The sequence below is a fragment of the Pseudomonas sp. SDO5522_S412 genome, assembly GCF_054071215.1.
This window is the reverse complement of record NZ_JBSVWQ010000162.1, coordinates 1-12750: the sequence shown is the minus strand read 5'-3', so window position 1 is coordinate 12750 and position 12750 is coordinate 1. Positions and strand designations below refer to the sequence as shown.

The following is a 12750-nucleotide window of genomic DNA, read 5'->3' as shown; positions in this document are numbered from 1 at the left end:
CTCCCACAGTTGATCTCCACACCCTTCAAGATCAGGGTTTAAAAGTCATAACTGAGCCGCGTGTAGTAAAACGCCCCTTCCGGCGCCGTCGGCGACAGGTAGCTGTATTGCTGGCCCGGGGTCTGGCGCAAACGGGTGTTGTAGTCGTCAGGCTTGCTGTCGAACAGGTTGTTGACGCCCACCGACACCCGCAGTTGTTTGGTGAAGGCGTAGTTCACGTCCAGGTCGGTGGTCCATTGCGCGCTGAAGGTCTGGTCGTACTGGGCGTTGGCTTCGCTGGACGCATATTTGCGGTACTTGCCGTAACGGGTTTCGTTGAGGGCGATGGTCCATCGGTTGAGCTTGTGGACCGCGCCAAACACCAGCTTGTCTTCCGGGTAACCGTGCTCCAGGAAGCCACGGGATTCACGGGTCAGCACTTCGAAGCCGTTGGGGTTTTCGTGGACCTTCTCGATGGTGGTGCGGGCCTTGGTGTAGCCCGCCGACAGGTTCAGGTTGCCGAACTGCTCAAGGTCCAGGTTGTACTTGCCCACGATGTCAACGCCGCGGGTGCGGGTGTCGGCGGCGTTGGTCATGAACTGCGCCCAGGAGTACTGGCCGTAGCCGGCGTCCTTGAGGATCTGCTCGGCCAGCGGCCCGGAAATGCCACCGCTGAACAGCAGGCGGTCACGAATCGAAATCTGGTAGGCGTCGATGGTCAGCGAGGCCTGGTCGGTTGGGCGCAGCACCAGGCCCAGGGAGAAGTTGGTGGACTTCTCGGGCTTCAGCGGCTGCGCACCGAGGGCACGGGCGGCCGGGTTGTCGGCCGGCAGCATGCGGGTCAGCACCGGGTTGCCGTTGGCGTCGAGGTTGGTGGTGGTGGTCCAGGAGGTGCCGATCTGGCCCAGGCTGGGCGCGTGGTAGGCATTGTTGACCGTGGCCCGCAGGCCGACTTTCGGGGTGAAGTCATAGCGCGCCGAGAGTTTGCCGGTGGTGGCTGAACCGAAGTCCGAGTAGTGCTCGGTACGCCCGGCAATGCCCACCTGGAGCTTGTCGGTGACCTGGTTTTCCAGGCCGAAATACACGCCGCCCACATCACGCTTGAAGGTGCCGGCGTCATCCGGGGTCAGGCCCGAAGCCTGCACCGCGCCAACCTGCACGCCGTCGATGCCACCGTAGGAATAGGAATCGTAGTCGCCGGCCTCCAGCCGGTATTGCTCATGCCGGTAGGCGACGCCCGCTGAAACGGTGAGTGGATGGCTCGACCAGTCGACGTTCAGATCCTTGGCGTAATCCAGGGTGATGTTGGTCTGGTCGTTGACCAGGGTGGCGACGTTGAACTTGGTCGGGCTGTTGATCCCGTAGCTCGGGTTGACGGTGTTGAAAGCCAGTTCGTCGTGCTCGTCGCGGCCATAGGTGGCGCTCAAATCGAAGCGGCCGATGCTCTCGTCTTCATAGCGGGTGCCGACGGTGACGGCGCCGTCTTCATAGCGATAGCGGTATTTCGGGATGGTGCCGTTGGGGTAGATCCCGGCCACGTTGTTCGGGCTGCTGGCCAGCAGCGGCGGCGTGTTGTTTACCGAAGTGTCCTGGCCGAAGGTGGCGAAACTGTAGAGGCGCCATTGGTCGTTCAGGCCGATTTCGGCGTTGGCCGCCAGGTTGTATTTGTCGCGCCCGGCACCGCCCCAGCGCGGGTCTTGTACCTGGCCGTCGGCGACGTATTTGTCGCCGATGTCATCGGGTTTGTTGTTCAGGGTGTTGAAGCTCAGGGTCAGGAAACCATCCCCCGGCAAGCCGATGCCGTACCAGCCATCGGTGGTTTTGCTGAAGCCGTCGCCCTGGGCGTATTTGCCCAGTTGGGTGTTGATGCCGCCACCGCTGTCGCGCTCCTTGAGCACGATGTTGACCACCCCCGCCACCGCGTCCGAACCGTATTGCGCCGAGGCACCGTCGCGCAGCACTTCGACGTGGTCGATGGCGCTGATGGGGATCATGTCGAGGTCCACCGGCTGCGCGCCAATGAACGGCACGCCACCGGAAATGTTCACCACCGCCGAGGTGTGCCGGCGCTTGCCGTTGATCAGCACCAGGGTCTGGTCCGGGGACAAGCCGCGCAGGGAGGCGCCTTTCGGATCCTGGCCGCGGGTGGCGCTGTTGTTCTGTGGAAAGTTGAACGAGGGCAGCAGTTGGAACAGCGCCTGGTTAAGGCTGGTGGCGCCGGTTTGCTTGAGTTCCTCGGCGTTTATCACATCCACCGGGGCGCTGCTGGTGAGGGCCGTGGCGTCGCTGCGACGGGTACCGATGGCGACCACACGGTCGAGGGTCGGCGCCTGGGCTTCGGCGGTTTGCGCCTTGATGCTGTTGCTGGCAGGCGCGACTTTGGCGCCTTCCTTGATGATGAATGCACCGTCCGGGCTGACCTGGACTTGCAGGCCGGTGCCCTTGAGCGCGGCGTCTACCGCCTGTTGCGCCGACAGCGAACCGTCGACCCGCGCCGAGGAATAGTTGCCCAATTGTGGCGTGAAGGAAATCACCTGGCCGCTCTGGCGGCTGATGTTCAGCAGCACTTCATCCAGCGGGCCGGGCGCGATGTGGTAGACCTGCCGCGCCTCTTCGGCGCTGGCAGCGAAAGACAGGAACAGACTGGCCAACGGCACCAGGGCAAAGGTTCGAAGCGGTGTACGGTTGAATGGGCTCACGTTGGCTCCCCCCAAGGAAACTCCTGAGCGCTGCTCCCCGCAGCGCTTACGGGAGTGATGTGGGATGGCCGGGGGAAAACTTGCAGATCGTTTGGTTATGTCGATAGAACCGACATTCTGAAACGACGCGGTCAACTGTGGGAGCTGTCGAGCTTTAGCGAGGCTGCGATGGTATCGCTGCGGTACATCTGAGAGGCCGAGGTGCTCGCATCGCAGGCAAGCCAGCTCCCACATTGACCGAGGTGAACCGTTTTCAGGTGGCACTGACGGTCACCCACAACCCGGTCCGGCGGGTGATGTGGATCGGCAGGGTGCGTGCCAGGGTGTCGAGGATCTGGTCGGGATTGTCGAGGCGGTACAGGCCGCTGACCCGCAACCCTGCCACCGCCGGATCGAGGCGCAGCACACCGTTGTGATACGGGCGCAGTGCATCGATCACCTCCACCAGCGGGCGGTCGCGCACTTGCAGGAAGCCATCGATCCAGGCGGTCGCGCCCGAGGAACTGGCGAGCACCGGTCCGAAGCCGAAGCGGTCGTAAGTGACTTCGTGCCCGGCCTCCAGTTGCAGGCGTTCGCCGTTCTGGCCGTCGATCTCCAGGGCGCCGTTGAGCGCCACCACGTGGCCCTGCCCTTCGCGCTCGCGCAGCAACAAGCGATTGCCCAAGGCATGCAGTCGAGCTTGATCGGTCTGAATGAAAAACGGTCGGTTGCTGTCCCTGGCAATCTTCACCAGCAACTCGCCATCGCGCAGGCGCACCACGCGGTGTTGTGGGTCGAACTGGATGTCGGCGGCACTGCGGGCGTTGAGCAGTAACTCGCTGCCATCCGCCAGCGCTACAGTGCGCCGTTCGCCGGTGCCGGTGCGGATATCGGCGGTCAAATCCTCCACCACCGGCCGGGCCAGCCAACCGGCGCCCAGCATCAGGCCAGCGCCCACCAGGGCGCCGCGCAACACCGTGCGGCGGCTGGATGGCGCGTCCAGTGCCTGCTGCAATACCTTGCCGCTGACGCCTTGGGCCTGCGGAATTTGAAACACACCGAGGCGGGTTTCCAGTTGTTGGCACAAGGCTTCGTGACGCGGGTCTGCGGCGCGCCACTGATGGTAACGCTGCCAGTCGGCGGCACTCGCCTCGCCGGAGCGCAGCAACACCACCCAGCGAGTGGCGCTGTCGATCAGGTCGTCGCTCATTCCAGGCACAGCCGCAGGCAGCGGTTGACGGCACGGGTCATGTAGTCGCTGACCGAGCGTTGGGAAATGCCCAGCTCGGCCGCGATTTCCGGGTAGGTCAGGCCATTGAGTTGCGACAGCAGAAAGGTCGCCTTGACCTTGGCCGGCAAGCCGTCGAGCAACTGGTCGATGGCCTGCAGGGCTTCGAGCATCTGCGCCAAATCCTCAGGGGATGGCGCGGGCGAGGTTTCGTCCTGGTCGAGGGCGTCGAGGTAGGCGCGCTCCAGGTCACGGCGACGCCACAGCTGGTACATCAGGCGTTGGGCAATGGTGGTGAGCAAGGCGCGTGGCTGGCGGATCGGCGCCACGCCCGGGGAACTCAACAGTTGGACGAAGGTGTCGGCGGCGATGTCTTCGGCGTGGGCACGGGAATCGAGATGGCGGTGCAAACGGCCGCACAGCCAGTCGTAATGACTGCGGAACAATCCGCCCACGTAATCGCTGTGAGAAGTGTCGGCGCCGGACATAGTGGCTCCATCTGAGTAGGTTGCGCGTTATGTCCGGTGTTCCGGTGGAGCGATCCTAGCAAGGCTGCTTATTCTTTAATAATATTTAAAAGGTATTTTTATATAACCAATCGCTCACACGCTCTGCGTGGGAATGCCGCCTTGGACGCTCTGCGTCTGCTTTGAAATGGTGATGCAGAGCGTCACAGGATGCATTCCCACGCGGAGCGTGGGAACGATCATTGGAGGCGTGGATAACCCAAGGCTTCCGCCTGCTGCCGGTATTCCAGCAGCACCTGGTAATCCGCTTCGCTGGCGGGCAGCACTTCGTGTACGCCGAGGGTTTGCACCACTTCGGGCAGATCCTGCAAGGCCAGGTTCATGACCTCCCGCAGGTGTTCACTTGAGCCCGGCGCGCTGATGTAAGGCAGCGTCGGGCTGGGCGCGCTGCGGGTGACGATCCGCAGCCCGGCCACTTCCTCTGGCGCAAAACGGGCGAGGTAGTCGTAGGTCACGCTGTCGATGGCGGCAAGGTCGGCGCGGTTTTCCCGCAGCCAGCGCAGGCTTTCGCGATGGGCGCCGCTGATGCCGACTTCGGCAAAGAACCGACCGCCCTGCTGCAGCGGCGCCAGGCGTTCGCGCAGCAGGTTCATGCCGCTGTTGGAGTCATGGCCGTTGATCACGCCGCGGCTGTCTTGGAAGTCGGCCAAGGCAACGCGGGGATTGTCGTCGCGGGTCAGCAGCAGGCTGCAATGCTGGCCGCCGCTGCTATGGGGCAATTCGTAGCGCGGGCGGCCAATCACCTGGACTTGCCCGCGCAGCTCGGTCATCAGCGGGTAGCCGCAGGTTTGCGTCAGCAGCAATTGCGGGGCACGCCACAGGCTGCGCAGGTCGAGATGATCAGCCTTGCGGCGGGTCGCGCCCAGGCGCTCAAGGATGCGCGAAAGCCAGCGCTCATTGGCCTGTTGCACCTGCTGCGGCGCCACGTACATCAGCAGTTCGGCGTAGCGGTCACTCATGGTCGTCTCTCAAGCAAAGGGGTGCCGTGGGCTGTCGATGGCCTTGAGCCCGTGACGGCCGATCAACTGGCCGTAACCCTGCACCAGGAACCCGCCGCTGCGCGCCACCCATTGTTCGCGGCGCGCGCGGTACACGGTGGGCAGCAAATACCACGGCAGCTTCGGCAAGTCGTGATGCACCAGGTGCAGGTTATTGTTGAGGAACAGCCAGGTCCACGGCCAGGCGGCTTCGTTAAGCACCGTGCGCTGTTCCGGTTGTGGGTGCGGGCGATGCTCATAGTAGGAACGGATCGCCGCCACCGACAAGGCCGGCACGCTGACCAGCGCCACGTAGTGCCACACCGGCAGCACGCTGTAGTGGGCGATGAAGGTCAACATCAGCACGGTCACGGTGCCATGGCTCAGCCACATCAGCCACGCCTGGCGCTGGCCTTCGCGCAGGCGTCTGACCTCGTTGCGCGCCAGCTTCCACAGCGCCAGCGGCGAACCCAACAGGAAGCGCCCCAGGACGGTCTTGGTCAGCCAATGCAAGGTGCGCTCGAACAGCGAACTGTCGTCCCACTGCCGCTGATTCAGGTAGCGGCTTTCCGGGTCGACACCGGGCACCGTCAGGTCTTCGTCGTTGTGGTGCACCAGGTGGCAGTTGCGGTACAGGGTGTAGGGGTACCAGACGGCAAACGGTGCGTAGCCGAGGAGTTTGTTCAAGGCAGTGAAGCGGGTGGGATGGCCGTGCAGCAGTTCGTGTTGCAGGGACATCCACAGCGTCACGAGCGGGATCAACAGTGCGGTACTCAGCCACAGGCCAAGCCAGTGGCTGGCGAGGATCACGGCAAACCAGCCGGCATAGACGCCGATCAACAGCAGCCAGGTCGGCCACTCGGTGCGGGCGGTAAAGGTCTGGGCCAGGGCTTCGATTTCCCGGCGCTGGGTTTCATCAAGGTAGTTGGACATCGGCAGCTCAGGGCAGGCGTGGCCGACGAAAAAGTCGGCTTCATCCTGCTCTGTGCAATGGGGCGGGAAAATCTTGCAGATCGTTTGGTGCTTAGCTTAGAACTTAATGACCGAACAGGTTGCTGTCGGTTTTCTTGGCCTTTTTCTCGGCGCGTTTTTCATCGGCGGTCTTTGCCGGTTTCTTCTTGTCAGCTTTCTTGGAATTCAGACCTTTGGCCATGATGCGTGCTCCACTTACAGGGGATGTAACACTGGGTATAACACCGATTGCCCAACAGAAGGCGCTTTGCCCGACTTATAATCTGCGCCCCCTGGATTCGCGTGTTTGAAAACCATGCCCGAGTTGCACATTGACCGACTGGCAGAGCCGTTGTGGCCGCTGCTGAACAAGTTCTATCGCAGCCATAACTCACCGATGAAGGCCCTCAAGGGTGGCCAGTTGTGGGTGGCCAGGGGCAGCGAGATTGTCGCGGGCCTGTGCCTGACGCCGGTGGTGGGTGGGCAGTGGTTGACCGGGCTGTTTGTCGACCCGGCGCTGCGTGGCCAGGGGCTGGCGGCGCAATTGATTCGCGCCTCGGTCGCAAGCGTTGAAGGCACGGTGTGGCTGCTGTGCCATCCGGACCTGGAAGGCTTTTATCAACGCCTGGGTTTTACCCAGGACACGTTGCTGCCGCAGTCCTTGTCGGAGCGCCTGGTGCGCTACAAACGCAACAAGCCGATGATCGCCATGGGCTTAGAACCGTTGGTGAGGTCGTCCTTCAATAAAGTGTGATCAGCCGTTGTGGGCCCCATGCTAGCCTCGGCGGCACCAGCGGCCCATTACAGGATGATCATGAAAGCGACCCTTGCAGCCTTATCCCTTGCAGCCCTCCTCGCCCCGGCCTTGAGCCAGGCAGCCGAAGCGCCGGTTTCCGCCGAGCAGTATGCAACCGTGCTCGCCGGCAGTTGGCGCGTGCCGGCCAACAGCGCGCGTGATGGGTATCGTCACCCGCAGCAGACCCTGGAATTCTTTGGCCTGCGGGCCGACCAGACCCTGATCGAAATCACCCCCGGTGGTGGCTGGTACAGCGAGTTGCTGGCGCCGCTGCTCAAGGATAACGGCCACTACATCGCCGCCGTGCAGGCGCCGAACAGCAGTGCCTACGCGCGTACATCAGAAGAAAACCTGAAAAAGAAATTCGCCGCAGACCCGGTGCATTATTCCAAGGCCGGCTTCGCCGAGTTCGACCCCAAGGCTCCGGTGCTGGGCAAGCCTGGCTCGGCCGACACCGTGCTGACCTTTCGCAACGTGCATAACTGGGTGATGGCGGATACGGCGCCGGCGATGTTCGAGGCGTTCTTCAAGGTGTTGAAACCGGGCGGCGTGCTGGGGGTGGTGGATCACCGGGCCAAGGACGGGGCATCGCTGGAAGACATCAAGCACAGCGGTTACCTGACCACCGCGTATGTGGTGAAACTGGCGACGGATGCGGGGTTCAAGCTTGAGGGGCAGAGCGAGGTGAATGCCAACCCGAAAGATACCAAGGACTACCCGGATGGGGTCTGGACCTTGCCGCCGGCGTTGACGTTGGGGGAAAAGGACAAGGCGAAGTATGTGGCGATTGGTGAGTCGGACCGGATGACGTTGCGGTTTGTGAAGCCCGCAAAATAAGCTGAATGCACGCAGAACAAATGTGGGAGCGGGCTTGCTCGCGAATGCGGTGGATCAGTCTATATCTTCGGTGACTGGCACTCCGCTTTCGCGAGCAAGCCCGCTCCCACAGTTTGAGGTGTGTTTTGCCTGAGGGTTATTCGTCTGCCGTCGGATCCATATCCGGGAACATCACTTCGATAAACCCGAACTTGCTGAAATCGGTAATCCGCGATGGGTACAGCCGGCCGATCAGGTGATCGCACTCGTGCTGTACCACCCGCGCGTGAAAGCCTTCGGCAATCCGCACAATCGGCTCGCCCTTGGGGTCAAACCCTTCGTAGCGAATCTGCTGGTAACGGTCGACGGCCCCACGCAAGCCCGGCACCGACAGGCACCCTTCATAGCCTTCTTCCAGCACCGGGCTGAGCGGCGTGATCAGCGGGTTGATCAGGATGGTCTGGGGCACGGCGGGCGCGTCCGGGTAGCGTTCGCTGCTCTCGAAACCGAAGATCACCAGTTGCAGGTCCACTCCAATCTGCGGTGCGGCCAGGCCGACGCCGCCGACGTGTTCCATGGTCTGGAACATGTCATCAATCAACTGCCACAGCTCGGGGCTGTCGAACATTTCCGGCGGAACCGGCGGGGCAATGCGCAGCAGGCGCTCATCGCCCATTTTCAGGATTTCACGGATCATCGATCAGACTTCATCGGTAGTGGGCTTTAGGGAAGGGTCGCGGCCAAGGCCTGAGACATGCTTTTTTTCGTCGTGCTCGCCAAAGTCCTTTTCACCAGGATCCTTGCCTTCGGCCGACATGTGTTCGATCACCGCGTTCATCTCCGCCCCCAGCAACAGCACGGCAGCCGAGATGTAGAAGTACAACAGCAGCACAATGATCGCGCCGATACTGCCATACATGGCGTTGTAGTCGGCAAAGGTTTTGACGTAGTAGCCAAACCCCAGGGAAGCGACGATCCAGACCACCACCGCCAGCACCGATCCCGGGGTGATAAAGCGAAACTTCTGTTTCACGTCAGGCATCACGTAGTACATCAACGCCACGGAGAACATCAACAGGATGACGATCAGCGGCCAACGCAGGATGGTCCACAGCGTGACCACGAATTCCTGCATGCCGATCTGCCCCGCCAGCCATTCCATTACCTGGGGCCCGAGCACCATCAAGGCGGCGGCGGCCAACAGCATGCCGGCGAAGCCTACGGTGTAGAAAATCGACAGCGGGAAGCGCTTCCAGATCGGTCGGCCTTCCACCACGTCATAGGCGGCATTCATCGCACTCATCATCAGGCGCACACCCGCCGAGGCGGTGTACAGCGCGATCACGATACCCACCGACAACAGGCCACCCTTGGATTGCTGCAACTGGTCGATCACCGGGTTGACCTGCTCCAGGGCCTGGGGCGGCAATACCAGTTCCGATTGCATGCGCAGCCAGGTGAAGAAGTCCGGCAGGTGCAGGAAACCGATCAGGGCAATCAGGAACAGCAGGAAGGGAAACAGCGAGAACAGCATCTGGTAGGCCAGCGCCGAGGCGTACGTAGGCATCTCGTCATCGAGGAACTCTGTGACAGTGCGCACCAGCACTTTGTGCAGGGGCAAGCCTTGTAATACCGGAAAAATCATAGCGTCTCCTTTCGCCGCAAAAAGTTGAGTTCGTGGGCGACTCAGGGGCCGTTTTCTACATCAAGGTAGCTTATTTGGCGACCTTGAAACAATTTCCAAACTTTAATCACTGCAGGTGACACAAAAACGGCCATCCGTGGATGGCCGTCGGGCTGCTGGAGTGCAGGCAGCCAGGTCGGGACTATTTGACCGCTTTCTTTACTGCGTCCTTGGTGTCGCCGACTGCTTTTTGCACTTCACCTTTCTTTTCCTGAACCACGCCTTCAGCCCGCAACTTGTCGTTGCCGGTGACTTTGCCAACACCTTGCTTGATGTTGCCTACGGCTTCGTTCGCCAAACCTTTTGCCTTATCCGATGTGCTACTCATGGTATTTCTCCTGGGAACAATCAAGGATTTTGGTCACTACGTAAACGTTGACCCTTGGCCTTTCCAGAGAGTTTCAATTATTTTTTCAGCGGCATTTCATCGCGCCGTACAGGTTTGGCTTTATGTTTTGCGGCCAACCCACGAGAATGCCGGGCACATCCAGGCGCAAGCGCTGGGTAACAGATCCCGTAGGAAGGTTATGAAACTCAATAAAGCACAGGCCATTGCCCGCAGAAACCAGGAACTGGGCGGTGCCGTACTCGGTGTCAACAACTGCCACTTCACCGACCTGGACCGCAAACGCAACATCTGGTGGTTCGACCTGCCGGTGGGCCGGATTGCCGTGGGCCAGTACGAGTGGATCCACTTGTTGATGCACAACGCCGAGAGCGACCAGTTGCTGCACCTGAAGGTGCCAACGGTGTTTTTGCGCGAGAAGCTGGAAGGCCTGGTGGTGCGCAATGCCGGCAAGCGCAAGCCGGAGATTACCCTGGAGCTGAGTGCCGACAAGGACTCGTTCCTCAAGGACGTACGCCCGGCCGGTGCCGGTGTGAGCTTCGCGCAGTTCGCACTGTAGGAATGCGGTAAAACCTGTGGGAGCTGGCTTGCTCGCGAATGCGGTGTGTCAGTAACCGGTATATCACTGGCACACCGCTTTCGCGAGCAAGCCCGCTCCCCCATTTGGATTGCATTTCCATGCGGGAAAATCAGCGTTCAATAAAAAGCCCCGCATCTGCGGGGCTTTTTGTTGGGGGCCGAGTTACTTCTTCAAACCCAGCTTTTTCAGTTCTTCATCCCGCAACTCACGCCGCAGGATCTTGCCCACGTTGGTGGTCGGCAGCGCATCGCGGAATTCCACGGCCTTGGGCACCTTGTAGCCGGTGACGTTGGCGCGCATGTGCTCCATCACCTGGTCTTTGGTCAGGCTGGCACCCGGCTTGACCACGATGAAGATCTTGATGTGTTCCCCGGACTTCTCGTCCGGCACACCAATGGCCGCGCATTGCAGCACGCCCGGCAGGGTCGCCAGCACGTCTTCAAGCTCGTTGGGGTAGACGTTGAAACCGGAGACCAGAATCATGTCCTTCTTGCGGTCGACAATGCGCATGTAGCCATCCGGCTGGATGATCGCGATGTCACCGGTCTTCAGCCAGCCTTCGCTGTCGAGGATCTCGGCGGTGGCGTCTTCGCGCTGCCAGTAGCCCTTCATCACTTGCGGGCCCTTGACGCACAACTCGCCCACTTCACCCAGCGCCAGCTCGACGCCGTCATCGGTGATGACCTTGCACAGGGTCGACGGCACCGGGATGCCGATGGTGCCGATCTGGATGTTCTGGATCGGGTTCACGGTGGCCACCGGGCTGGTTTCGGTCATGCCGTAACCTTCGCAGATGGAGCAGCCGGTGACCGCTTTCCAGCGCTCGGCCGCCGCCAGTTGCAGGGCCATGCCGCCTGACAGGGTGACCTTCAGCGCCGAGAAATCCAGCTTGCGGAAGGCATCGTTGTTGCACAGGGCAACAAACAGGGTGTTCAGGCCGACAAAGCCGCTGAACTTCCACTTCGACAGTTCCTTGACCATCGCCGACAGGTCGCGCGGGTTGCTGATCAGGATGTTGTGGTTGCCGATCAGCATCATCGCCATGCAATGAAAGGTGAAGGCATAGATGTGGTACAGCGGCAGCGGGGTAATCAGGATCTCGCAACCTTCATTCAGGTTGGAGCCCATCAGCGCCTTGCACTGCAGCATGTTGGCGACGAGGTTGCGGTGGGTCAGCATCGCGCCCTTGGCCACGCCCGTGGTGCCGCCGGTGTATTGCAGCACGGCGACTTCGTCGCTGGCGGGGCTGACTTCGTTCACCGGCTGGCCGTGGCCCTTGGCCAATACGTCGTTGAACTTGATCGCCTTCGGCAAGTGATACGCCGGGACCATCTTCTTCACGTACTTGATGACGCTGTTGATCAGCAGGCGCTTGAGCGGCGGCAACAGGTCGGCGACTTCGGTGACGATCACGTGCCTGACGGAAGTCTTGGGCACGACTTTTTCAGCCAGGTGCGCCATGTTGGCCAGGCAGACCAGGGCCTTGGCACCGGAGTCGTTGAATTGGTGTTCCATTTCCCGCGCGGTGTACAGCGGGTTGGTGTTGACCACGATCAAGCCGGCACGGATGGCACCGAATACGGCGACCGGGTATTGCAGGACGTTGGGCAGTTGCACGGCGATTCGATCACCGGGCTGCAAGTCGGTATGCTGTTGCAGGTAAGCGGCGAAGGCGCCGGACAGTTCGTACAGTTCACCGTAGGTGATTGTCTTGCCCAGGTTGCTGAAAGCCGGTTTGTTGGCGAAGCGTTGGCAGGACTGCTTCAGTACCGCCTGAATATTCGGATACTCGTCTGGATTGATTTCTGCAGCAATCCCGGCGGGGTACTTATCCTTCCAAAAGTCTTCGATCATGGAAGCCCACTCCTCAGCGACGCGAATTCATTCATCGCATTTGATGCGATTATTATTTGTTTGTTTTTGGGTGAGTCTGGCGGTTAAAAGCAGGCCAAGAGGTCACAAAGCGCGCCGAGAGTAGCAGCTTTGCCAAGGGCCGCCTAGAGCCAAAAGAGGCCCCTACGGTCATAAACATGACTCAAGAATATCTAATGGTCATTTTTAGAGCAAAGATTCTATAAGCCAAGAAAGGGCTCTGGAATGGGCTTCTACGCATTTAAACTGAATGAATAAAAACCAAATGGGGGAGCGGGCTTGCTCGCTAAAGCGCAGTGTCAGTCACAGGATATGT

Annotated in this window: 12 protein-coding genes; 3 read left to right on the top strand and 9 right to left on the bottom strand. The window is 60.9% G+C overall.

Going from position 1 to position 12750, the window contains the following annotated elements; all coding sequences use genetic code 11:
* Positions 1-38 precede the first annotated feature (38 nt).
* The 5 genes from ACW9I6_RS24310 to ACW9I6_RS24290 all read right to left on the bottom strand — a co-directional run bounded on the left by ACW9I6_RS24310 (position 39) and on the right by ACW9I6_RS24290 (position 6322).
* A complete protein-coding gene (locus tag ACW9I6_RS24310; RefSeq protein WP_457339931.1) occupies positions 39-2678 on the bottom strand; it encodes a TonB-dependent receptor domain-containing protein in 2640 nt (879 codons plus the stop codon).
* Between the two features lie 253 nt (positions 2679-2931).
* The gene (locus ACW9I6_RS24305) at positions 2932-3867 is read right to left on the bottom strand and encodes a FecR domain-containing protein (RefSeq protein WP_177035215.1); all 936 of its coding nucleotides are present in this window, start codon (positions 3865-3867) and stop codon (positions 2932-2934) included.
* Positions 3864-4373 (bottom strand): sigma-70 family RNA polymerase sigma factor, encoded by a 510-nt coding sequence (locus tag ACW9I6_RS24300; protein ID WP_003213062.1) that lies wholly within the window; start codon positions 4371-4373, stop codon positions 3864-3866. The genes ACW9I6_RS24305 and ACW9I6_RS24300 overlap by 4 nt, the downstream gene beginning before the upstream one ends.
* 218 nt (positions 4374-4591) lie before the next feature.
* Positions 4592-5371, bottom strand: coding sequence for a phosphate/phosphite/phosphonate ABC transporter substrate-binding protein (locus tag ACW9I6_RS24295; RefSeq protein ID WP_457339930.1), 780 nt, complete (start codon positions 5369-5371; stop codon positions 4592-4594).
* A gap of 9 nt (positions 5372-5380) precedes the next feature.
* Positions 5381-6322 (bottom strand): fatty acid desaturase, encoded by a 942-nt coding sequence (locus ACW9I6_RS24290; RefSeq protein WP_003213058.1) that lies wholly within the window; start codon positions 6320-6322, stop codon positions 5381-5383.
* A 334-nt stretch (positions 6323-6656) separates the two neighbouring features.
* Here ACW9I6_RS24290 and ACW9I6_RS24285 point away from each other — a divergent pair, with 334 nt between their 5' ends.
* Complete coding sequence (locus ACW9I6_RS24285) at positions 6657-7094, top strand: GNAT family N-acetyltransferase (RefSeq protein ID WP_032898798.1); 438 nt, start codon at positions 6657-6659, stop codon at positions 7092-7094.
* Positions 7095-7154: 60 nt separating this feature from the next.
* Positions 7155-7973, top strand: coding sequence for a class I SAM-dependent methyltransferase (locus ACW9I6_RS24280; protein WP_177027649.1), 819 nt, complete (start codon positions 7155-7157; stop codon positions 7971-7973).
* Positions 7974-8109: 136 nt separating this feature from the next.
* Here ACW9I6_RS24280 and def read toward each other — a convergent pair whose 3' ends face one another.
* The 3 genes from def to ACW9I6_RS24265 all read right to left on the bottom strand — a co-directional run bounded on the left by def (position 8110) and on the right by ACW9I6_RS24265 (position 9964).
* The gene (gene def / locus ACW9I6_RS24275) at positions 8110-8649 is read right to left on the bottom strand and encodes a peptide deformylase (protein ID WP_003213049.1); all 540 of its coding nucleotides are present in this window, start codon (positions 8647-8649) and stop codon (positions 8110-8112) included.
* Between the two features lie 3 nt (positions 8650-8652).
* Entirely contained in the window at positions 8653-9597 is a 945-nt protein-coding gene (locus ACW9I6_RS24270) for a YihY/virulence factor BrkB family protein (protein WP_003213047.1), read from the bottom strand.
* A gap of 181 nt (positions 9598-9778) precedes the next feature.
* Positions 9779-9964: a CsbD family protein gene (locus tag ACW9I6_RS24265; protein WP_003213044.1), complete on the bottom strand. Its 186-nt coding sequence runs from the start codon at positions 9962-9964 to the stop codon at positions 9779-9781.
* A gap of 199 nt (positions 9965-10163) precedes the next feature.
* On the opposite strand from ACW9I6_RS24265, the gene ACW9I6_RS24260 reads away from it, so the two are divergent.
* Positions 10164-10541 carry a hypothetical protein gene (locus ACW9I6_RS24260; RefSeq protein ID WP_003213043.1) on the top strand — a complete coding sequence of 126 codons (378 nt, stop codon included), beginning with the start codon at positions 10164-10166 and terminating at the stop codon, positions 10539-10541.
* Between the two features lie 183 nt (positions 10542-10724).
* Here the strand turns inward: ACW9I6_RS24260 and fadD1 are convergent, their stop codons facing one another.
* Positions 10725-12416 (bottom strand): long-chain-fatty-acid--CoA ligase FadD1, encoded by a 1692-nt coding sequence (gene fadD1, locus ACW9I6_RS24255; RefSeq protein ID WP_003213041.1) that lies wholly within the window; start codon positions 12414-12416, stop codon positions 10725-10727.
* Positions 12417-12750 lie beyond the last annotated feature (334 nt).